This window comes from Petroclostridium xylanilyticum (genome assembly GCF_002252565.1).
GTDB lineage: Bacteria > Bacillota > Clostridia > SK-Y3 > SK-Y3 > Petroclostridium > Petroclostridium xylanilyticum.
This window is the reverse complement of the sequence record NZ_NPML01000013.1, coordinates 267,107-289,028: the sequence shown is the minus strand read 5'-3', so window position 1 is coordinate 289,028 and position 21,922 is coordinate 267,107. Positions and strand designations below refer to the sequence as shown.

Sequence of the window (21,922 nt, the reverse complement as noted above, 5' to 3'; positions counted from 1 at the left end):
ATTCATAAAACCGGAGGTTTATTTATGGGGTCTACTTTTTCAAGCTATGAAATTGCAAGATCCGGTATGTATGTCAGCCAGAGAGGCTTATTTACTACCGGACATAATATATCGAATGTCAATACGCCGGGGTACGTCCGGCAGCAGTCAATCATTGCCGAATACAATCCTATGAAGTCAGGCAATTTCCAAGTAGGAATAGGAGCGTATATACAGCAGACGAGGCAGATAAGGGATCAATTCCTTGATAATATGTATCGGGATGAGAGCCAGCTGTTAGGCTACTCGGAGGCCAAGAATAAAATAATCGAAGAGGTACAAACAGTTTTTGGCGAGCCTTCTGATATGGGGCTTAATGCAGTAATAGACCAGTTTTTTCAATCGTGGCAGGAACTGTCAAAAGACCCGGAGAGTCTTACCGTCCGTGCAATGGTAAGACAGAGAGGAGTTGCATTTACTAATGCTGTCAACCATATAGCTGCCCAATTAGACAAGTTGCAGCAGGACATTAACAATGAAATAAAGATTAAGATAGGTGAAATTAACTCCATTGCACAACAAATTGCTCAATTAAATGTACAGATTGCTCAAAATGAAGCAACCGGAGACAAAGCAAATGACCTTAGAGACCAAAGAAATCTCTTGTTGGATGACTTATCAAAATTAGTAAATACAGATATTACTGAAAGACCTAACGGGATGGTATATATAGCCATAGGTGGGACTTATCTTGTTCATGGAGAAAAAACCGAAAAAATAAAAGCTGATTTTAACAGCCCTAACAGTTATTTTCTTACTGCAAAATGGGAAAAAACTGATAAAATAGTTGACGTTGCAAGTGGTACATTAAAAGGATTAATAGAAGTACGGGGGGATGTTGCAGGGTTTAAAGGAAGTGTGGAAAACGGTTCTGTAGCAGAAGGAATGGATGCAGACAGCGATGCGGCATTAGACAGTTATAAATTTGATCCCGCTACTAAAAATTTAATTCCCGAAATCCGAAAAGGACTGAATATTTTAGTCAATCTAATGGTAAGAAAAATAAATGAAATACATAAAAACGGCGTGGGAATTGACGGCAGCACAGGAATTGATTTTTTTAGCAAAATAGATGATACGCTGCCTTTTGAAATTGGAAATATACAAGTCAATCCCGTCCTTGACGGCGATGACGGCCTTAACAAAATTGCAGCGGCAGCTACGGCAGGCCTGCCGGGTGATAATACGGTTGCACAGCAGGTTGTGGATTTACGCAGGAAAGAATTTTTGAGAACCGGAAATCTTACGGTGAATATCGATGACTTTTATAATTCCATTATCACATGGATAGGCACAACCGGACAGGAGACGGCACGTGCTGTCGAAAACCAGAACAAGCTTGTGAATGAAATCCAAAACAGAAAAGAAGCCTTATCCGGTGTTTCAATGGATGAAGAAATGACCAATATGATGAAATACCAGCACGCTTACAATGCCAGTGCAAGGGTTATTAATGTTATTGACCAGATGATAGATCAGATAGTAAATAGGATGGGAATTGTAGGACGATAAACTAATTAATAATGAATAATTAACAATTAATAATTACATCATTATTTAAGGGAAGCAGCTTATGAGCTGGACAGATAAATGCTTTGGTAGAAATTATAAGATTATTAACAGCTATATAGTTCACAGTTAACAGTTCTCAGTTCACAGCAGTAAACGATTTAACAGCTTTTGCTGTGAACCGTGAACTGTGAACCGTGAACTTATTTGCTTGTCCTGCCATGTAAAATCATTATCAGCAAATATATTAAATTCAATAATTCATTATGAAGTATAAAAAAACTGGAGGTTTGGATATGCGTTCGTCGTTTTTTGGATTGGAGATTGCTGCCAGGGGGTTGTTTACAAGCCAGAGAGCATTGGATATAACGAATCATAACATAAATAATGTAAACACCCCGGGATACTCCCGGCAAGTAGGTATTCAGAAGGCATCCCGGCCAATTGGATTGTTTGACGGAACCGGAATGATTGGTACTGGTTCGGAAATTACTGCTGTAAAAAGAATCAGGGATGACTTTTTGGATTATAAATACTGGAGTGAAAATGTATCTTTTGGAGAGTGGGAAACAAAAAAAATAATTATGGAAGATATGGAGGCTATTTTCAATGAACCCTCAGACAGTGGATTCAATAAAGTATTGGATGAATTTTTTTCTGCTCTTCAAGAGCTTTCTAAAAATCCGGGAAGCCTGCAGACACGTGAATTAGTTAAATCAAAAGGGATAACGGTATCTAAGTATTTTAATTCGACTGCTGCCCAACTCCAAAAAATTAGAAGCGACAATAATTATGCATTTAAAATAAAGGTGGATGAAATAAATTCCTATGCCAAACAAATCAGCAATCTTAATGAACAAATTTACAAATCGGAACTGGATGGAAATACTGCAAATGATTTGCGTGATGAAAGGACAGTGTTATTAGACAAGCTTTCAAAGTTGATTAACATTCAAGCGAGTGAAGTGGTAGTTGGGAAGCTTCCAAATGGCAAAGAGGACCGGCGTTTTCAGGTGACGCTAAATGGCTCTTATCTGGTTAATCATTTTAGAGCTTATGAATTAGAGTATTTCGAAGTAAATGATGCGACTTCACCTAAAGACGGCATGTATGATGTAAGATGGAAAGACAGTAAAAATCCTGTAGAGCCTAAAGGTGGAGAACTAAAAGGCTATATGGATGTTAGAGATGGGCGCGGGATTAATGGAGAATATAAGGGTGTGCCTTACTATATTGATAGATTGAACGAATTTGCACGTAATTTTGCAAAAGCCTTTAATGAAGGTATATTCAAGGATGGTAATCAATATTATGCCGGACACGCCGGCGGGGTAGGGCTGGATGGTTCTACAGGGATAAGATTTTTCTCTTATGAAGAAAATGGAACTGCCAAATCTTCTGCAGAGTTGATGGCAAGCGGTGCAGATATGGATTCTGTGTACAAAAATATTACTGCTTTCAATATCACGCTTTCTTCGGATATCCTGGACGCAAATAATGGAATCTACAAGATTGCGGCGGCTTCTTCCGGGGGAGAAAGCGAAAATAATGAAAACATCAATCAATTGCTGCGTTTGCGGCATGATACCAGAATGTTCGATGAGGGTGCACCCGAAGATTTCATGAAATCTCTTGTATCCAACCTCGGTATAGATGCCCAGCAGGCTGTTCGAATCTCTGAAAACCAGGACAGTATTGTGCAGCAAATTGAAAACCGCCGGCTATCAGTATCCGGGGTATCTATAGATGAAGAAATGGCCAATATGGTAAAATACCAGCATGCCTATAATGCGGCGGCAAAGATGATTAGTGTAATAGACCAGATTTATGATGTAACTATTAATAGAATGGGAGCGTGAGGTTTTTAGAATGCGTGTAACCAATACTATGTTAATCAGAACAATGATGCTTAATCTGAACAGTAACCTGGCAAGAATGGATAAGGTGCAGCAGCAGATGGCAACAGGGAAAAAAATACGCGTGCCTTCCGATGACCCTATTATTGCAGCCAGGGCATTAAAGTTCAGGACCGATGTAGCCGAGATAGAGCAGTTCCAAAAGAATACCAGCGATGCCATGTCATGGCTGGAAGTTACCGAAACAGCATTAGCTAATATGGGTGATGTTCTTCAGCGGGCAAGGGAATTGACGGTACAGGCTTCCAACGGCACTTTGACCGATGAAGACAGGCAGAAAATTAAGGCAGAGCTCGGCCAGCTCAAACAGAGTATCGTAGAAATCGGTAATACTACTTACGCAGGAAGATATATTTTTGCCGGTTTTAAGACCGATACTGCCCCTTTTGCTGTTGACGGGGCTGGAAACCTTACCTATCAGGGAAGTGCTGTCAATAGTGCACCTACAGGGCAGGAAATTTTTTATGAGATTAGTGTAGGCAATCGTATGCAAGTCAATGTGGAAGGCTATAAACTTTTTTGGGATGGGACGGATGAAAGGATATTCAAAACCTTCACCGACCTGGAAGCAGCCATAGACAGTGGTGACCAGGCACAAATAAACAGCTGCATAGAAAAGTTTGACAGGGATATGAACCAACTGCTTACAATAAGGGCCGATGTAGGAGGGAGAATGAACTATATAGAATTGACCGAAAACCGCCTCCAGGATGACTATGTTAATTTTACTTCACTAATGAGCAAGAATGAAGACGTTGACATGGCAGAAGTGATTATGAGACTTAAGAGTGAAGAAAATGTATACCGGGCTTCATTATCTGCCGGGGCAAGAATTATTCAGCCAACGCTGGTAGACTTTTTACGTTAATGAATAATGAATAATTAACAATGAATAATGGGAATTTTCAGGGAGAAATATTTGGGACGGCTCGTCTGTCGCATGCACTTTTTTATCATTTTTGTTCTGTACATCTTCATGACAGTTAAATTGTCAATTAACAATTAACATCGGTGGTGATTAAAAATGCTTCGCATATCCCAAATATTTGCACAAATAGGCATACAGACGCAAAATGCACAATTAATATTACAATCAGCACGACCCACGCTTAGCATACAACAGAAGCATACGGAACTGAGGATACAATCTGAACTGCCCCGCGTACATATCGACCAATACCAGTGTTTTGCAGAAGCAGGATTGAAAAATAATATGGATTTATTGAGAGAAGCGGCACAGATAGGAAAGCAGCAGGCAATGCAGTACATTGCAAAAACAGCAGCCGATGGAGACAGATTAGCTGCTATAGAAAATGGCGGGAATCCTATTGTTGACATTGTGGAACGGGATGCTTATTCTGAAAAAGAGTTTAACATCGGTGTGATTCCAAAAAGCAGACCTAAGATCGAGGTAACGGGCAGTCTGTGGATAAATGCACATTCTGGCAGTGTGCAAACCGATTATGAATCAGGACAGTTGGATATTCACGCGACTCGTCCCGAAATAAAAATATATTTGAGGCAAGTACCGTCTGTTCAAATCCAGTATGTAGGAGAGAATATAGATATACATATTTAGCGTGATATTATAGATGGTTGGAACAATCGGTATATGAGTTAAAATCTGCACAATGGAATGTAGAAGGAGGATTGAAATATGCTGCTGAACACAAGATATTTTGGACAAATTGAAATAGATCCCAAAAACATCATTGATTTTCCCGAAGGAATACCGGGTTTTGAAAATGTAAAAAAATTTGTACTGTTACATCATGAAGACCAAGACTCACCCTTTCAATGGCTCCAGGGAGTGGACAACCCACACCTTGCTTTTGTAGTTATTGACCCAAGACTGTGCAAAGAAGATTATGTGGTAGATGTAGAAGATGCAGAAGTAGCAATATTGGACATCCGGGATACCGGCAAGGTGCTTATTTACTCAATTGTAGTAGTACCTGAGGATCTCTCAAAAATGACGGCCAACCTTAAAGCCCCTGTCTTAATCAACACTGAAAATAATAAGGGAAAACAGGTCATACTAAATAATGAAGATTATCCCATCAAATACTATATCCTGCAACAACTCCAAAAGACAGGAGGCTGACAAAATGCTGGTGCTGACACGAAAAAAAGACCAAACCATCATGATTGGAGACAATATAGAAATTACGGTGGTGGATATTCAGGGAGACCAGGTCCGGATCGGTATTGACGCCCCAAAAAATCTGCCCATTCACCGCAAGGAAGTATTTGTAGAAATACAGCACGAAAACCAAAAAGCGGCCCAAGTAAACAACATCTCACTAAAAAATTTGCTGAAAAAATAAAAAAATTTTATTTTTATGCTAAAGTATAGGGAAGATATTTCCGATACATATAATAGAAAACAGTAAAGACATTTTTCGGACCGGCCGGACAGGAAATGCCTTTACATGGTAATGATTACAAACCATAAAAATTCAAAATCATGGATGATTTTGAAATAAAATTCAAGGAGGATGAACTTATGAGAATTAACAACAACTTAATGGCTATGAATGCCCATAGGCAATTAGGTATAACTCAGTTTGGTGCTTCTAAGTCTTTGGAAAAATTATCATCCGGCTACAGAATCAACAGAGCCGGCGATGATGCTGCAGGTCTTGCAATTTCTGAAAAAATGAGAGGACAGATCAGAGGTCTTCAAATGGCTTCCAGAAATGCGCAGGATGCTATCTCCTTAGTACAAACTGCTGAAGGTGCTCTTGCTGAATCTCATTCAATTCTTCAAAGAATGAGAGAATTAGCGGTTCAATCTGCAAACTCCACATTGGTATCTACTTCCGGCGCAAGTGATAGAGATAAGCTCCAAGCTGAAATGGATCAATTAGCAAGTGAATTAACAAGAATTGCTAACACTACGGAGTTTAACACACGTAAGTTATTAGACGGCACATTAAGTAGTTCTTCTAATGCTCTTACATTCCATGTAGGTGCAAATGCAGGACAGAGTATTTCATTGAATATCGGTACAATGACTGCTACCGGTTTAAGTGTAACTGATACCGGTACTGCATTGAATGGCGCAAGTGTTAAAGCCATTTCAATTTCAAGTGCTACAGCGGCTAACAGTGCAATTACAACAATAGACGATGCGATTAAGAAAGTATCTGAGGAAAGAGCAAAACTGGGTGCTGTTCAAAATAGATTGGAGCATACTATTGCAAACCTTGATACTTCAGCAGAAAATCTGCAGGCATCCGAATCTCGTATCCGAGATGTAGATATGGCAAAAGAGATGATGGAATTTACCAAGCTGAACATTCTGACCCAGGCTGGTACAGCAATGCTTGCCCAGGCAAACCAAAAACCACAATCCGTGTTACAGTTATTAGGATAATAATTAGTATATCTACAAAAAGAAGGCCGGCCGGCCACTGTCCGGCAGGCCTTCTTTAATATTGGTGTTATCCATATAATGAAGGGTGGGTGTGGTTTTAATGCAGGTAAAAGATGCACAAACAGGTAACAGAGTTTATTCAAAAATGGAGCTTAGACAGGCATCGATGCAGGAATCCAAAAATATTGTTAAAGGAATTGAAGACTTAAAAAAATCTGAAGATCTGGAAAAAAATAAAGAAAAGAATAATAACGATATAGATCGCGCTAAGATTAATACGGCAGTAGATGAGTTAAATGAGATCTTTGATGTTTTGGACCGCAAAATTACTTTTAAGGTTTTTGAAAATAAAAGCGAGAATGCAATATCTAATAGAGAATTATATGTAGTACTCATTGATAAAGAGACGCAAAAAGTTATAAAAGAAATACCACCTAGGGAAGTTCTTGAAATGCGTTCGAGAATACGGGAATATGTGGGTATGCTAATTGATGAAAAAGTATAATGGAGACAGGCCGATGAATAATAATAAAAAGCTAATGATTGAAACATTGCAAGAAATAGATAACTATCTTCCAAAAGTGATGCATGCTGTTCAAAGTATGGTATCGTATTTTCAAGGGGGAAATGAACAGCAGGCGATAGAGGTATTTGGGCCTTTTACAGAGGCGATGCAATGGCTGCTGGATGCTATTACACTTACTAAATCCATGCAGGAGGAATATGACATTCATGTTTCTACACAGGAATTAGAAGATGTGTTGCCTCAGCTGTTAGAGGGTTGGGAAAATAGTGACTATATTTTAATCAGTGATATTTTAGAATATGAGATTTTACCGATATTAGAGCAGTGGCAGGGTGAAATTGGCAAGATAAAGGGCGTATATACCGATGATTTGGAATGAATGTACATTATTAGAGCAGCTGCAAAATAAAAAAATTTCAAATGCTCAATGTGAAATTCAATGGAATGGTAAAAATGAACCAACGGTAAAGATAACTACATTGGGAAATACATATTATCTCCATAGTAAGATGGCTCCCTGGGTGCAGGGGAGGCGGTTTGCTATGGAGAAATTTGTTATGTGCAAAAATCTGGTGCTTTATGGGTTGGGACTGGGATACCATGTACATGCCATGGCAGAGATGTTACAAGAAGGACAGATATTGCATGTAATGGAATGTAACATGGAACTTATAAAAATAGCCTTTGAAAACACGGATATTTTGTCATTATTCAAAAAACGAAATGTGGTTCTTTACGCTTCTGAAGATATAAATGAAATTTCTGAAATTATTAATTATATCTCTAAATTGGAAGACATGGAATTTATTATCTATGAACCATGTCTAAAGGCTGTCCCTCAAAAGCTGCTAAAATTGAAGGATGTATTGGAAAGCTGGCTGGTAGACACTAAGAGTTATAACAAATTTAAGGACATCATGCGTACTAATTATAATATGAATATTGACCAGAATTATCCAAATGCTGCAAGAATCTTTAATAACCAATTTAAGAATGTACCATGCATTATTGTATCAGCAGGACCTTCACTCAATGACAATGTAAAAGAATTAAAACTGGCGAAAGACAAGGCGCTAATTATTGTCATTGGCAGAGCAGCCAAGCTGCTGGAAGATTGTAATATCATGTCGGATCTCCTCATAGAAACAGACTGTCAATCGTTTGTAGTAAATCATCTAATTGGATTAAAAAATCAATCTGTACCATTAGCCATGATGGCAACAGCAGCGTATACCCTGAATTATGGATATGAAGGAGACAAGCTTTTGTTGTACGACAGTTCCTTTTGCCCTGAAAAAGAAAAGGATTTTGCGATAGAGAGCGGCGGTTCGGTAGCAACGGCCGCATTGAGCCTTGCAGTTGAGATGGGATGCAATCCTATCATATTGATAGGTCAGGACCTTTGTTATACTGATACACAGACCCATTATGATACGGCAGCCAATGTGTTGCAAACGGGAGAAGGCAAGTGGATAGAAGGTATAGATGGCAGACAGTATTATACTACACCCAGTTTATATAGTTTTTTAAGATGGTTTGAGCGAAAGATAGCAAAACACCCTGAGGTACAATTTATTAACAGCACTGCGCGCGGGGCAGCCATTGCAGGTACCAGGACTATACCGGTGGATAAGGTATTATCCGACTTGCCTAATTGGTCACAAAAATATAATGAGAAATTAAAAGAAATTGTAGCTAAAAACAGGCTAATAGAAGAAGTGAGTATTTTTACTTGTACCATTCAATTTATAGATAGAAATTAGGTGGTCCAATGCTAGTATATGAAAAGAATATGTGCTTCCTTGAAAAAAATTATCCCGAAATTTACCAGCAGATACTAAGCTTAAAGGAGACTTTAATCTTGGAGCCAGCAAAAGATGGCAATTACACGGTAAGAATTCACGCCAATGGTAAAAATATGTATTTGCACAGCAAATATAATCCCATACAGGAAGCTATCAATTGGGCAGAGCAGCTTCAATTACAGGATGAGAAGATTTGCATACAGGTAGGTTTCGGATTGGGATATCACACTGCCGTGTTAGTAGAACAAATCTCTTGTATTTCAAAATTGATTGTAGTTGAGCCGAATATAAAGATTTTTGAAGCTGCTCTTAGAGTAGTTGATATTAGTGAATGGCAAAACAAAAAGAACATCATTTTTATTGTAGGCTGCCAGGGACAAGCATTGTTTGATAAACTTATGAAATACCTACAAAATTATAAAGAGATAAAAGATGCTGAGATTTTAGAATTCAAAACATACAGTACCCTTTTTCAAAATGAAGTTGTTGATGTTTATAAGCAACTTAAAGACCTGCTGCATAGACAGACGGTGCAAATCTGCACGGTTCTCGGCTTCAATAAAGAATGGATTTATAATCCATTTAAGAACATTGTACCCATTGTCAGCAATCCCGGTGTAAACTGTCTGTATCAGCTCTTCGCAGGAAAACCTGCAATTATTGTTTCAGGCGGACCATCTTTGGATAAAAATATACATTTGATCAAAAGGGCGAAAGGGAAAGCGGTCATTATTGCCGGTGCGAGGACACTGCCACCATTGCTAAAGCAGGGTGTAAAACCTGATTTGTTAGTAAGTATAGACCCGGGGATAGCAAATTTTCAATTATTCCACAGGTATCTGCAGGAAGATATTCCCCTGGTTTTTAATGGACAAGTCCATCCCATGATTCTCCAATATTATGAGGGGCCCAAAATTGTCGGTTCTTTTCAAAATAAGGTAACGCACATATTCAGGACGGCCATCGGCCAGCCGCTGATGGAATTGCCCGATACTCCATCAGTGGCGTGTTGTTCCGCTGTATTGGCGGAATTTATGGGCTGCAGCCCCATTATCCTAATCGGGCAGGATCTGGCCTATACCGGCTTAAAAAGCCATTGCAGCGATGCGGCACACCGGTTGGGAGAACAGTGGAAACTTGTTGATGAACGGGAGAATGAGACCATATACTGCCATACCGATACCAAGGAAATATGCAGGGTGAAAGCAAATATTTTTCAAACCCAAAAGAAAATTGTATACACCTATGAATTTTCAGAAAACAGCAGGAAAATTCCTGACGAAGAAATAGAATATTACGAACTGGTGAGAGGATATGATGGAGATATTGTGCCTACCACGCACCAATTGTACACTTATCTGGCGTGGTTTAAGCAGATCATTGCTGCTGCACCGGTCGAATATATCAATGCCACCGAAGGCGGGGCCTATATTGATGGTGCAACGCACATCACTTTCCGGCAGGCAATTGAGGAGTACTGTATCGAAACTTTTAATCCGGGAGAAAGGGTCAAAGAAGTTTTAGCCCGGGCTACCATGGAAAAACACGATTATGGAAACCTGTTAAACGAGTTGTCAAAGATAAAAAATTCCCTGCACAATATTGAAATACTTTGTGAAAAAGGCTTGCAAAATGCTGAACGGCTATTCAATTATTATACGGGAAAAGCCCATTACAATCTTAAGAGTCTGGTTGAAAAAAGCGGAAGGATTGATGAACAGATTGGCAAGGAGCCGGCCCTGTCTCTTCTAAACATACTTGCCCAGCCCGTGCTGTTAAGGACGGAAAATATGCCGGAGTTTCAAATCCGGGCAGAGGATGATGAAAAGGCGAAGGGACGGAAAAATGCCGAAAAATCTGCGCTGATATACGGAGGCCTGGGAGAAGCGGCAAAAGAACTGAGGGAACAGGTAGAACATAATATAAAAGAAGTAGAACAGGAATTCTATATTAAAGTCTTTGAATGTACCTTTAAGATTTTTTCCTAGAAAATACTATTAATATTTTATAGAATTATGTCGAAATATATTATGGATAGTCAATTTACGATTAAAGGAAGATGTGCGTGAAACAATTACTCCAGGATAAAAATATACTTGTTATTGGCGGGACAGGTACGATAGGACAGGCGTTAACCTTGGAAATCCTGAAATATAACCCTAAAGTGGTCCGTATTTACAGCAGGGATGAATATAAACAGTTTATCATGCAGCAAAAGCTGGGACAACATAGTAATATCAGATTTTTATTGGGAGATATCCGGGACAAGGAAAGGCTGGGACGTGCCATGCACGGAATAGACATAGTTTTCCATTTGGCCGCCCTTAAGCATGTTCCGGCCTGTGAATACAACCCCTTTGAGGCTGTTAAAACAAATGTAATGGGTACACAAAATGTCATAGATTGTGCAATTAATGAACAGGTGGAAAGAGTTATTTATACCAGCACCGATAAAGCTATCAACCCTACAAATACAATGGGAGCTACGAAATTGCTGGCAGAACGGTTGATTGCCGCTGCAGATTATTCAAAAGGCGGAAAGAGGCCGATTTTTGCTGCTGTCCGGTTTGGAAATGTAATGGGGTCACGCGGGTCGGTTGTACCTCTATTTAAAGAACAAATTCTTAAGTATAGATATATAACAGTCACTGATCCAGAAATGACAAGGTTTATGATGAGTATTACTGAAGCGGTGAATCTTGTATTAAAAGCTTCTTTATATGCTACCGGAGGAGAAGTATTTGTACTCAAAATGCCTGTAGTTCGGTTGGGGGAACTGGCGGAAGCAGTGATAGAAGAAGTTTGTGAAAAGTATCATATACCAAAAAGTAATGTACAAATCAAACAAATGGGGTTACGTCCTGGTGAGAAAATGTATGAAGAGTTGATGACAGATGATGAATATTCGAGGGCAGAAGAGTTAGATGAGATGTTTCGAATTAGTCCTATTAGGCAAGTAATATCTTATAATACTAATGATTCTCTCCAGGCATATATTACTGACTCTTCAAAAGCGCAAGAATTTTTAATGAAAGAAAAAATTAAAAAAATAATCAGGAATGAGAATCTATTATAGTATTAAATTTTTATAAAAAGTTCAATTCTTAAAATTTATATTTTGATGGCTTTATTGGAACACGGAATAAGGAGTTTTGATATATGACAATTCCTTTACTGGATTTGCAAAAACAGTACAATAGTATAAAAAAGGAGATAGATGCAGCAATTAAAAATGTTCTTTCTTCTGGACAATATATTATGGGTCCTGAAGTAAAATATTTTGAACAGGAAGTAGCGCAGTTTGTCGGTTGTAAATATGCAATTTCCTGTGCCAATGGTACCGATGCATTGGTACTTGCACTTCACGCGCTTGGGATAGGGAAAGATGATGAGGTAATTACAACACCCTTTACTTTTTTTGCCACAGCTGAAGCTATTTCACGAGTAGGGGCAATTCCGGTATTTGTTGATGTAAGAAAAGATACATATAATATTGACTCATCAAAAATAGAAAATAAGATCACATCAAAAACCAAGGCTATAATACCGGTTCATATATTTGGACAGCCTGCGGAAATGGATAGCATTGTGGCCATAGCAGAAAAATATGATTTATATATTGTTGAAGACGCCTGTCAGGCAATTGGTGCAAGATATAAAGGTCAAAGAGTAGGCAGTATAGGAGATATTGCCTGTTTTTCATTCTTTCCAACTAAAAATCTAGGTGCATTTGGTGATGGAGGAATTATTACCACAAATAATGAAAGATTAAATAAGATAGTGAGAGCTCTTCGGATGCACGGCAGCGGTAATGCAGGTAAAAATGCTTTTGATATAATGAATGGTATACAGGAAGAGTCTCAAGAAATAGAGACTAGAGAAACAATCTATAATCCTACAAAATATTATAACTATCTTATTGGTTATAACTCAAGGCTTGATGAAATACAGGCAGCCATATTAAGAGTAAAACTTAAATATTTAGAGCAGTGGAATGCAATGCGAAGACAACATGCGATTTATTATAATGAGAAATTAAAGAATACTTCTCTCATATTACCGGAAGTTTTAACTGATGCAGATAGTGTATATCATTTATACATCCTCCAAACTGACCGCAGAGATGAAATAGTTAGTTACTTAAAACAAAAAGGTATCTCAGCAGGGATTTATTATCCAGTTCCTTTGCACCTACAAAAGGCATATGAACATCTAGGCTATAGCAAAGGTGATTTACTGGTAGCGGAATATTTGTCCAAGAGGACTTTTGCACTACCTTTATATCCTGAACTAACAAAGGAAGAACAGGATTACATTGTTGGTGTAATATATGAATTTGAAAAATTAAATACTAAGCATAATAGCCAATGTACCTTGTAACTTAACCTATATACTTAAGGAGGAACTGATTATTGGATACACAATATTATGTTCATGAATCCAGTTATATAGATGAACCCTGTGAGATTGGTAACGGAACAAAAATATGGCATTTTTGTCATATTATGCAGAAATGTAAAATTGGACAGAACTGTAATATTGGTCAAAATGTCGTTATCTCACCTCATGTTATCATTGGAAATAACGTGAAGATTCAAAATAATGTATCACTTTACACGGGAGTTGTTTGTGAAGATGATGTATTTTTAGGACCATCCTGTGTTTTTACAAATGTAATTAATCCTAGAAGTCATATTAGTCGTCGTAATGAATATAAAAAAACGCTGGTGAAAAAAGGGGCATCTATTGGTGCTAATGCTACCATCATTTGTGGACATGTTATTGGGAAATATGCGTTCATAGGAGCTGGTGCGGTAGTGACAAAAGATGTACCTGATTATGCATTAGTTGTAGGAAATCCTGCCAGGATTGCAGGATGGATATGCAGTTGTGGAAATAGGATTATTTTTAATGATAAAGTTGGACAGTGTAAAGTATGCAAAAAAGAATATGTTAAGCAAGAAGAATCGGTGATGGAGCGATAGAAATGAAAGAGCAATTACTACAAAAAATAAAAGACAGAACTGCTATTGTAGGAGTTGTAGGGCTTGGATATGTAGGGCTTCCACTAGCCGTAGAAAAAGCAAAAGCGGGGTATAAAACAATTGGATTTGATATACAGGACCAAAAAGTAGATATGGTAAACAGAGGACAAAATTATATTGGAGATATTATTGACGGAGAACTTCAGCAGGTAGTAGCATCAGGTAAATTATCAGCTACAAAAGATTTTAGTTTTATCAGTAAGGTTGACTGTGTGGCAATTTGTGTACCGACACCTCTGGATCGATATTATCAGCCAGACATTAGCTATGTTGAGAATTCTACGAAGGATATTGCAAAGTATCTTCATAAAGGAATGTTAATTGTACTGGAGAGTACAACATATCCGGGTACTACGGAAAAAGTAATCAAACCAATATTGGAGGAAACAGGACTTAAGGATGGACGTGATTTTTACCTTGCGTTTTCTCCGGAACGGGTAGATCCTGGTAATAAGCTCTATAATACTAAGAACACACCAAAGGTTGTGGGGGGAACTACACCAGATAGTACACAAGTAGCTGCAGAACTTTATCGCAGTGTACTTGAGGGGGAAGTCTTTGAAGTTTCAAGTCCTGCTGTGGCTGAGATGGAAAAAATTTTAGAAAATACATTTCGAAATATTAATATTGCTTTGGCGAATGAGATGGCTATCATATGCAACAAAATGGGTATTGATGTATGGGAAGTCATTGAGGCTGCTAAGACCAAACCTTACGGTTTTATGGCATTTTATCCGGGACCAGGTGTTGGAGGACATTGTATTCCAATTGATCCATACTATCTTACATGGAAAGTAAGAGAATATGATTATCACACCAGGCTCATAGAAATTGCAGGTGAGATTAATAACTATATGCCGGAATATGTAGTGGAGAGGTCTATGAAAATTCTTAATCAATATAGAAAGGCATTAAACGGCGCTAAAGTGTTTGTTTTGGGTGTTGCTTATAAACAGGACATCGACGATATTAGGCAGTCTCCTGCTTTAAAAGTTATTGAACATCTTGAAAAACAGGGTGCACAAGTGATTTACAATGATCCCTATGTTCCGAGATTTGAGCATAGTAATAAAAAGTATACTTCTTCACCAATTACTCAACAAAATCTACAAGATGCTGACCTTGTTATTATCACTACACAGCACACCAGCTATGATTATGAATTTATTGTTGAGCATTCTAAAGTATTATTTGATACTAAAAACGCTACCAGAAACGTAAAACAAAACAGAGATAAGATTATAAAACTATAATTATACTTAAGATTGAATTTAGATTCAACAACAAAGGGATGGTGTGATAATGAATAATTTAAACTCTATCCGTTTTGCTCTTATTGGTTGTGGACGAATTTCAAGAAATCACTTTGAAGCAATTAGAAATAACCCTGAGGCACAACTTGTAGCAGTTTGTGATGAGATAGAGGAAAGGGCTCAAAAGGCTGGAATAGAAAATCGGGTAGATTTTTACACTTCTTATGAAAAAATGCTTGAACGGAAAGATATTGATGTTGTTTCAGTTTGTACGCCTAGTGGATTGCATCCGATACATGGTATTATGGCAGCACAAAAAGGTTACCATGTAGTTTGTGAAAAACCAATGGCGACAACCCTTGAAGCAGCAGATGAACTAATTAAGACTTGTGAGCAAAAGGGTGTTAAACTCTTTGTGGTTAAACAGAATCGTCTCAATAGTACTTTGCAGCTTGTCAAAAAAGCTATTGATAAAGGTCGTTTTGGGAAAATATATATGGTTGTCGTCAATGTTTTCTGGACAAGACCGCAAGAGTATTATGATATGGCTAAATGGCGAGGAACGTGGGCGCTTGACGGTGGAGCTTTTATGAATCAAGCAAGTCATTATGTGGATATGCTTCTCTGGCTTTTTGGTGATGTTGAAAAGGTTAAGGCGATTACCGGAACATTGGCACGTAACATTGAGACAGAAGATACAGGAAGTGCGATTATTCAGTTTAAAAATGGAGCAATTGGTAGTATAAATGTTACGATGCTAACCTATCCTAAGAATCTTGAAGGTAGTCTTACTATCATTGGAGAAAAGGGAACTGTTAAAGTGGGAGGAACTGCAGTTAACAAGATTGAAAAGTGGGAATTTACTGAGTATGATAATGATGACCAATATGTAGAACAGGTAAACTATACTCCTCCCAACGTTTATGGGTTTGGACATTCAGGTTATTATCACAATATTATTGACGTGCTAAAAAACGGTTTAAATGCAGGAACTGATGGAAGAGAAGGCAGACGATCGCTGAAATTGATTTTAGACATATATAAGCAATCGTCCCTGTGTTAAGCAAGTAATTATGTTTGTTGAACGAAAGTGTCATAAGTTGATTATTTATGGTACAATTAAACTTTAAAATCTATGAACGGAAGTTTGGTGTAATTGGTGCAAAAATTTAGTGTTTTTGATATAGAAGCATGGGGAAAAAATATGTTAAATAAATATCATCTTTTAAGAGAACTAGATTTTACAAAAGATATAGATATGGAACGTTCCGGAATATACTTTGTGCATTCAGAAAAAAAATATTTAGAATTTGTATGTAAGGTTAAAGAGCAAATACTTTTTAATGATTATATTTCTATAATTGGACGAACTCACGAACAAGAAAAAGATGTGGTTATTATACCTTCAAATAGTAATTTACAAATATTTGAAGATTCTATTAAAAGAGCGATTACTTTAATTCGAAAGCCTATTAAATTGAATGAAGTTGATATTGTCTTAATCAGTTTTATGGTTAGTGATTTTCAACATGATTTTCACATTAGACTTTGTAATCAAGATTATTATAATTGGATGTGTAAGTTAAAAGAAAAAACAATGTTATATAATCCAGATATAAGTAGTAGGTGTATAGCTTATTGCTTTAATAATAAAGTTTTATCTGTAAAATCACTAGCAGGTTCACAAATTAGTAGGAATAATTATATTTTACTTCCTATTAATGACAAAAACATATACCAAATTTTAAATCTGAAGAAAGGATTTTTTAAAGCAAATTTACAATCTTCGTATGTATATTATAATGAATTAATTCAAAAAGAAGATCAATATTTGTATTTTTCATGTAATAGAAATGCTAAAATGACTATAAATAAATTAATTTATGGTAATGAAAATGGATACATCTATTTAAAACCTTTGAATTACGATAATGAAAAAATTCACATATTAATGGAGTGCTCTGGAAGACCAACTTTAGAATTTTTTTGTGAAGTCAGTCGTCAATGGAAAATTATAGAGGATAATCGATTATTAAAACTTAATCATCAAGTTCAATTAAGAATTAGCATGCATAATGGAGATAAAATTTATAAGATGTTTATTTTAAAGGATAGGAGTTAATTTTAAATGAAAATTGATATGAATACATATCAGTATATAAAGGGTTGTAAATTTTCAAGTGGATTAAATGTTGATATTGCACATAAAGAATCTAGTATTAAATACCGAATGGAATACATAGAAGATATTATTAGAGATAAAAAAGTAATTCATCTTGGATGTGTTGACCATGTTCCTTTGATAAAAGATAAAATAAAATTAAATTTGTGGTTTCACAAAAGACTGACTAATGTGAGTAGTGAATGTCTGGGTATTGATATTAATGAAAAAGGCGTAGATTATGTAATCAATGAATTAAGGTTTCATAATGTTATTTATGGCGATATTCTTGGGACAGATATTGCGGAAATAAAACAAAAAACATGGGACTACATGATAATCGGAGAAATTTTAGAACATGTAGATAATCCTGCATTATTTCTAGGAAAGATTTTAACTAACTATAAAAATAACATTAATAACTATAAAAATAACATTAATAAAGTTATAATTTCTGTTCCTAATGCATTCAGAATAGAAAATTTTAAAAATGCTTATCGAAATATTGAATTAATTAATACTGATCATAGGTATTGGTTTACACCATATACTTTATGGAAAGTAATTCATTCTGCTGGTGGTGAGCTTGAAAGTCTTGAGTTATGTCAATCATATAAACCTGTCTCTAAAAATAGATTTCAAAATTTTATCTTAGTCCAGAAGCTGAAAAAATACCCTGCTTTTAGAGATACCATTGTTGCAGTGTGTAAGACATGCAGGTAAGGTGGAGTCGAAGTATGACTAAAAAAAATTTAATTCTTATAACAGCAAATTATCCTTTTGGGAAAGGTGAGGAATTTCTAGAGACAGAAATTAATTACTTAAAAGCTAATTTTAAAAATATCATAATAATATCTGAAAATGATAGGCATTTGAGAACAAGAAAAATTCCGTCTGGTATAAAAGTTTATAGGTTTAGTGAAAATATGATTCAACTGGAGATTTTTAAATGTATTTCTTTAACTTTTATTAAAGATTTTTTGATGGAAATAAAGGATATACTATTTACTTATCATTTAAAATTAAATATAGAAATTTTAAGAGAATTATTAAGTATGATGGTAAAGGGTTTAAGTATTAAGCGTTATATAGATGATATAATTCAAGAAAATAAGATTCTAAATAATAATGATGAATTGTTCTTATATACATACTGGTTTAATGCTGCTACATATGCTATTATTCAGTATAAAAGGCAAAATGAATCAGTTAAGGTTTTTTCAAGAACTCATGGTTATGATTTATATTTTGAAAGAAACTGTTTGCACTATTTACCTTTACGTAAACAAATTATAAAAAAATTAGATGTATTATTTTTTATTTCAGACCATGGCAAAGAATATTTTAAGAAAAAGCTATTGTTAAATACCGAAAATAAATTAAAAGTGTCGAAGCTTGGTATAAGAAACGATTTAAAAGTATCAAAACCTTCTAATGATAATATTTTAAGAATTATTAGTTGTTCATTTGCTGTAGATGTTAAGAGGATTGATTTAATTATTAAAGCTATTGCTCAAATAAAGAATTATGATGTATATTGGACTCATATAGGAGATGGACCAAAATTAAAGGAGTTGAAAGAATTAGCAAATGCATTGCTCAGTAATAAATCTAACATCTCTTATGAGTTTTTAGGGTATTTGGAGAATAAAGAAATATATAACTACTACACAAATAGGATGATTGATGTTTTTATAAATGTTAGTGCGTCAGAAGGCATACCCGTGTCTATTATGGAAGCATGTTCTTTTAGTATACCTATTATTGCTACTTCGGTTGGAGGAGTTTCTGAAATAGTAAATGATAATAATGGAGTTTTGCTTTCACCGAATCCTTCTATTAATGAAATTACAGAAGCTATTAATAAAATAAAATTCTCCTCTCAATCTGATATACAAAGATACAGAGAAAATGCTTATCAAACATGGAGTAAATGGTATAACGCAGATGTTAATTATAACAAGTTTATAAATAGCATCTTTAAATTAAAATAATCTAAATGGAGGTAGAACTGATGATTATATTAATAACTTTTCTAATTATAGTTATTTTTGTTATGGCAATAGTTATTTATATTCTAAATAAGAATATAATAAAAAAACATTATATGGGAAGTAGGTATAAACAATATTACAATATACTTACTCAATGGATAAAAAATAAGAATAGAAATAGGAATATAAGTTCTTATTTAAAGAATAAGAATATAAATTCTATTGCAATTTATGGTATGGGGGAACTTGGTATAGCCCTATATGAAGAATTGAAAGATACAGACATAAGGATTATTTATTTAGTAGATAAAAATGCAAATCATATTTATTATGGTGTTAACGAAAGTCATCTCATAAATGTTGATGAAGTTTCTGCACAGGAGGAAGTAGATGCAATTATAGTAACACCTATTTATGATTATGATAAGATTAAGGAAACTCTTGTTAATGGTGGTGTAAAAACTAATATTATATCTCTAGAAAATATTATTTATGACTTATAATTAACAGTGTGGATATTAATAATATAGGAGAAGATAGGTTAATGAAAAAAATTGTTACAGTAATTGGTGCAAGACCGCAATTTATAAAAGCTGCAGCTATTTCAGAAAAATTAAGGCAACATTTTAATGAGATTATCATTCATACGGGTCAACACTTTGACCCAAATATGTCAGATGTATTTTTTCAGCAGCTAAATATTCCTGCGCCTGATTATAATTTAAATTTACATTCATTTAGTCATGGAAAACTTACAGGTCTTATGATGATAAAGGTAGAAGAAATTCTTTTAAAAGAAAAGCCCAATTATGTCTTAGTATATGGAGATACCAATTCCACATTAGCAGGTGCATTGACAGCTGTAAAGCTTGGAATACCAGTAATACATGTGGAAGCCGGAGCGAGAAGCGGTGATAGTCATTCGCCTGAGGAAGTCAACAGAAAGATAACAGATCATGTTGCGAGTTTATTGTTTGGATGCACGGAGTATTGTATTCAAAATTTGAAAAATGAGGGAATAGCCAGCAATGTATTTTTTACAGGCGATGTTATGTATGATATTTTTCAAAAAATGTTTATAGCTGTTAAAGGATTTAAGGGTGAAGAGTTATATTTTCCTTTTAAAAAAGGAGATTATAATTTTTTTACAGTACATCGCCAGGAAAATGTAGATTCTCGGCAAGCACTTTCTGACATTATAAACGCAATATTAGAAAGCAAGATAAATACGGTATTCCCTATTCATCCTAGGACAAAAAGTAGACTTCAAGAATTTGGTTTAATGGAAATTTTAGAAAAATCTCAATATATTAAGCTTTTACCTCCTTTAGGTTATATAGAAACATTACACCTACAATTATATAGTAATAAAATTATTACAGATTCAGGAGGAGTTCAAAGGGAAGCATATTTTCTAAAAAAACCATGTATTACATTACTAGAATTAAGTCCTTGGCCTGTCCTTGTGAATACGAGAAATGCAATTGTTGTTGGTAAGAATAAAGAGGCTATAAAAAGTGCAATTGAATCTTTCGAAGTAAAAGATTATAAAGAGAATCTTTTTGGCGATGGTTCAGCTGCTAATAAAATTGTAGAAAAGATGACTAAAATGCTGTAGGTTTGCTAAGGAAAGTGAATTGAAAAATCCAATTTTACTTGGTATTTTTATGTCAAAATAAATTGTTTAGTATAGGAAAATGCTTGAATCATTTAAGAAGAAATGTATGTTTAAGAAAGATTTATAAAAGGCTGTTTGTGTATCAAGGTGATAAGAATGGTATATTTTATAATAATACTTTTTGTTATTAGTGTACTAATAGTATATATTTATTTTATAAATATTTTGCTAAAACTTTATAAAAAAACTGCAGACAAATATGAGTCTCTGAGCTTCATATATGAAGCTTATTATAATGTTACAAGTTTATGGATTAGAAATAAGAATAAAAATAAAAATATTGAAGCATATCTTGCAAATAAAGGGATTAAATACATTGCTGTTTATGGAGCTGGAAAGTTGGGAGAGTTATTATATGAAGAACTTAAAAATGCTAGTTTAGTAAAAATCAAGTATATCATAGACAGGAATACTGTTAACGATAAGTTTGGTAATCTACCTGTAATCAATATTGATCAAATTGATTTAATGGATAAAATTGACGCTATAGTTGTTACACCTATTTATGTTTATGAAGATATAAAAAATTTTTTAATAGATAAAGGTATTAAAATTGTACTATGTATAGATGATATTATCTATGATATTGCAGGTCTATAGAAACGCATAAATAAAAT

Annotated in this window: 22 protein-coding genes; all 22 read left to right on the top strand. The window is 35.3% G+C overall.

The window, feature by feature from the left end; genetic code table 11:
• The first annotated feature begins 24 nt into the window (after positions 1-24).
• The 22 genes from flgK (CIB29_RS09135) to CIB29_RS09030 all read left to right on the top strand — a co-directional run bounded on the left by flgK (CIB29_RS09135) (position 25) and on the right by CIB29_RS09030 (position 21,905).
• Complete coding sequence (gene flgK, locus CIB29_RS09135; RefSeq protein WP_157910260.1) at positions 25-1,551, top strand: flagellar hook-associated protein FlgK; 1,527 nt, start codon at positions 25-27, stop codon at positions 1,549-1,551.
• Positions 1,552-1,844: 293 nt separating this feature from the next.
• Positions 1,845-3,407 (top strand): flagellar hook-associated protein FlgK, encoded by a 1,563-nt coding sequence (gene flgK, locus CIB29_RS09130; RefSeq protein ID WP_094548937.1) that lies wholly within the window; start codon positions 1,845-1,847, stop codon positions 3,405-3,407.
• 10 nt (positions 3,408-3,417) lie between these two features.
• Positions 3,418-4,332, top strand: coding sequence for a flagellar hook-associated protein FlgL (gene flgL, locus CIB29_RS09125; RefSeq protein ID WP_094548935.1), 915 nt, complete (start codon positions 3,418-3,420; stop codon positions 4,330-4,332).
• A gap of 156 nt (positions 4,333-4,488) precedes the next feature.
• Positions 4,489-5,043: a DUF6470 family protein gene (locus CIB29_RS09120; RefSeq protein ID WP_094548933.1), complete on the top strand. Its 555-nt coding sequence runs from the start codon at positions 4,489-4,491 to the stop codon at positions 5,041-5,043.
• Between the two features lie 78 nt (positions 5,044-5,121).
• Positions 5,122-5,568 carry a flagellar assembly protein FliW gene (gene fliW, locus CIB29_RS09115; protein ID WP_094548931.1) on the top strand — a complete coding sequence of 149 codons (447 nt, stop codon included), beginning with the start codon at positions 5,122-5,124 and terminating at the stop codon, positions 5,566-5,568.
• A 4-nt stretch (positions 5,569-5,572) separates the two neighbouring features.
• Entirely contained in the window at positions 5,573-5,791 is a 219-nt protein-coding gene (csrA, locus tag CIB29_RS09110) for a carbon storage regulator CsrA (RefSeq protein WP_094548929.1), read from the top strand.
• Between the two features lie 179 nt (positions 5,792-5,970).
• Entirely contained in the window at positions 5,971-6,843 is an 873-nt protein-coding gene (hag, locus tag CIB29_RS09105) for a flagellin Hag (protein WP_094548927.1), read from the top strand.
• Positions 6,844-6,943: 100 nt separating this feature from the next.
• Positions 6,944-7,348, top strand: a complete 405-nt coding sequence (locus tag CIB29_RS09100; RefSeq protein WP_094548925.1) for a flagellar protein FlaG — start codon at positions 6,944-6,946, stop codon at positions 7,346-7,348.
• Between the two features lie 13 nt (positions 7,349-7,361).
• Positions 7,362-7,748, top strand: a complete 387-nt coding sequence (locus tag CIB29_RS09095) for a DUF8042 domain-containing protein (protein WP_157910259.1) — start codon at positions 7,362-7,364, stop codon at positions 7,746-7,748.
• On the top strand, positions 7,735-9,132 hold the full coding sequence (locus CIB29_RS09090) for a motility associated factor glycosyltransferase family protein (protein ID WP_094548921.1): 1,398 nt from the start codon (positions 7,735-7,737) through the stop codon (positions 9,130-9,132). The genes CIB29_RS09095 and CIB29_RS09090 overlap by 14 nt, the downstream gene beginning before the upstream one ends.
• A gap of 98 nt (positions 9,133-9,230) precedes the next feature.
• Positions 9,231-11,162, top strand: coding sequence for a motility associated factor glycosyltransferase family protein (locus CIB29_RS09085; protein ID WP_157910257.1), 1,932 nt, complete (start codon positions 9,231-9,233; stop codon positions 11,160-11,162).
• A gap of 77 nt (positions 11,163-11,239) precedes the next feature.
• Positions 11,240-12,250, top strand: a complete 1,011-nt coding sequence (locus CIB29_RS09080; RefSeq protein WP_242965129.1) for a UDP-N-acetylglucosamine 4,6-dehydratase family protein — start codon at positions 11,240-11,242, stop codon at positions 12,248-12,250.
• 83 nt (positions 12,251-12,333) lie between these two features.
• Positions 12,334-13,554: a DegT/DnrJ/EryC1/StrS family aminotransferase gene (locus CIB29_RS09075; protein WP_094548915.1), complete on the top strand. Its 1,221-nt coding sequence runs from the start codon at positions 12,334-12,336 to the stop codon at positions 13,552-13,554.
• 32 nt (positions 13,555-13,586) lie between these two features.
• Complete coding sequence (locus tag CIB29_RS09070) at positions 13,587-14,159, top strand: acyltransferase (protein WP_094548913.1); 573 nt, start codon at positions 13,587-13,589, stop codon at positions 14,157-14,159.
• Between the two features lie 2 nt (positions 14,160-14,161).
• Complete coding sequence (locus CIB29_RS09065) at positions 14,162-15,472, top strand: nucleotide sugar dehydrogenase (protein WP_094548911.1); 1,311 nt, start codon at positions 14,162-14,164, stop codon at positions 15,470-15,472.
• 49 nt (positions 15,473-15,521) lie between these two features.
• Positions 15,522-16,535, top strand: coding sequence for a Gfo/Idh/MocA family protein (locus CIB29_RS09060; RefSeq protein ID WP_094548909.1), 1,014 nt, complete (start codon positions 15,522-15,524; stop codon positions 16,533-16,535).
• A gap of 96 nt (positions 16,536-16,631) precedes the next feature.
• A complete protein-coding gene (locus CIB29_RS09055; RefSeq protein WP_094548907.1) occupies positions 16,632-17,594 on the top strand; it encodes a hypothetical protein in 963 nt (320 codons plus the stop codon).
• Positions 17,595-17,600: 6 nt separating this feature from the next.
• On the top strand, positions 17,601-18,356 hold the full coding sequence (locus CIB29_RS09050; RefSeq protein WP_094548905.1) for a hypothetical protein: 756 nt from the start codon (positions 17,601-17,603) through the stop codon (positions 18,354-18,356).
• Between the two features lie 14 nt (positions 18,357-18,370).
• Complete coding sequence (locus tag CIB29_RS09045; protein WP_157910256.1) at positions 18,371-19,627, top strand: glycosyltransferase; 1,257 nt, start codon at positions 18,371-18,373, stop codon at positions 19,625-19,627.
• A gap of 5 nt (positions 19,628-19,632) precedes the next feature.
• The gene (locus CIB29_RS09040) at positions 19,633-20,130 is read left to right on the top strand and encodes a hypothetical protein (RefSeq protein WP_198543814.1); all 498 of its coding nucleotides are present in this window, start codon (positions 19,633-19,635) and stop codon (positions 20,128-20,130) included.
• Between the two features lie 41 nt (positions 20,131-20,171).
• A complete protein-coding gene (gene wecB / locus CIB29_RS09035) occupies positions 20,172-21,245 on the top strand; it encodes a non-hydrolyzing UDP-N-acetylglucosamine 2-epimerase (protein ID WP_094548899.1) in 1,074 nt (357 codons plus the stop codon).
• A gap of 156 nt (positions 21,246-21,401) precedes the next feature.
• The gene (locus CIB29_RS09030) at positions 21,402-21,905 is read left to right on the top strand and encodes a Rossmann-fold NAD(P)-binding domain-containing protein (protein ID WP_094548897.1); all 504 of its coding nucleotides are present in this window, start codon (positions 21,402-21,404) and stop codon (positions 21,903-21,905) included.
• The last annotated feature ends 17 nt before the right edge of the window (positions 21,906-21,922 follow it).

What these genes read in the sequence shown, in the direction of transcription:
- CIB29_RS09075 (WP_094548915.1), top strand. Translation starts at nt 12,334, where the DNA reads ATGACAATTCCTTTACTGGATTTGCAAAAACAGTACAATAGTATAAAA.
- CIB29_RS09040 (WP_198543814.1), top strand. Translation starts at nt 19,633, where the DNA reads ATGGAGGTAGAACTGATGATTATATTAATAACTTTTCTAATTATAGTT.
- flgK (WP_157910260.1), top strand. Translation starts at nt 25, where the DNA reads ATGGGGTCTACTTTTTCAAGCTATGAAATTGCAAGATCCGGTATGTAT.
- CIB29_RS09060 (WP_094548909.1), top strand. Translation starts at nt 15,522, where the DNA reads ATGAATAATTTAAACTCTATCCGTTTTGCTCTTATTGGTTGTGGACGA.
- fliW (WP_094548931.1), top strand. Translation starts at nt 5,122, where the DNA reads ATGCTGCTGAACACAAGATATTTTGGACAAATTGAAATAGATCCCAAA.
- CIB29_RS09045 (WP_157910256.1), top strand. Translation starts at nt 18,371, where the DNA reads ATGACTAAAAAAAATTTAATTCTTATAACAGCAAATTATCCTTTTGGG.
- flgL (WP_094548935.1), top strand. Translation starts at nt 3,418, where the DNA reads ATGCGTGTAACCAATACTATGTTAATCAGAACAATGATGCTTAATCTG.
- flgK (WP_094548937.1), top strand. Translation starts at nt 1,845, where the DNA reads ATGCGTTCGTCGTTTTTTGGATTGGAGATTGCTGCCAGGGGGTTGTTT.
- CIB29_RS09095 (WP_157910259.1), top strand. Translation starts at nt 7,362, where the DNA reads ATGAATAATAATAAAAAGCTAATGATTGAAACATTGCAAGAAATAGAT.
- CIB29_RS09120 (WP_094548933.1), top strand. Translation starts at nt 4,489, where the DNA reads ATGCTTCGCATATCCCAAATATTTGCACAAATAGGCATACAGACGCAA.
- wecB (WP_094548899.1), top strand. Translation starts at nt 20,172, where the DNA reads ATGAAAAAAATTGTTACAGTAATTGGTGCAAGACCGCAATTTATAAAA.
- hag (WP_094548927.1), top strand. Translation starts at nt 5,971, where the DNA reads ATGAGAATTAACAACAACTTAATGGCTATGAATGCCCATAGGCAATTA.
- CIB29_RS09050 (WP_094548905.1), top strand. Translation starts at nt 17,601, where the DNA reads ATGAAAATTGATATGAATACATATCAGTATATAAAGGGTTGTAAATTT.
- CIB29_RS09065 (WP_094548911.1), top strand. Translation starts at nt 14,162, where the DNA reads ATGAAAGAGCAATTACTACAAAAAATAAAAGACAGAACTGCTATTGTA.
- csrA (WP_094548929.1), top strand. Translation starts at nt 5,573, where the DNA reads ATGCTGGTGCTGACACGAAAAAAAGACCAAACCATCATGATTGGAGAC.
- CIB29_RS09100 (WP_094548925.1), top strand. Translation starts at nt 6,944, where the DNA reads ATGCAGGTAAAAGATGCACAAACAGGTAACAGAGTTTATTCAAAAATG.
- CIB29_RS09030 (WP_094548897.1), top strand. Translation starts at nt 21,402, where the DNA reads ATGGTATATTTTATAATAATACTTTTTGTTATTAGTGTACTAATAGTA.
- CIB29_RS09090 (WP_094548921.1), top strand. Translation starts at nt 7,735, where the DNA reads ATGATTTGGAATGAATGTACATTATTAGAGCAGCTGCAAAATAAAAAA.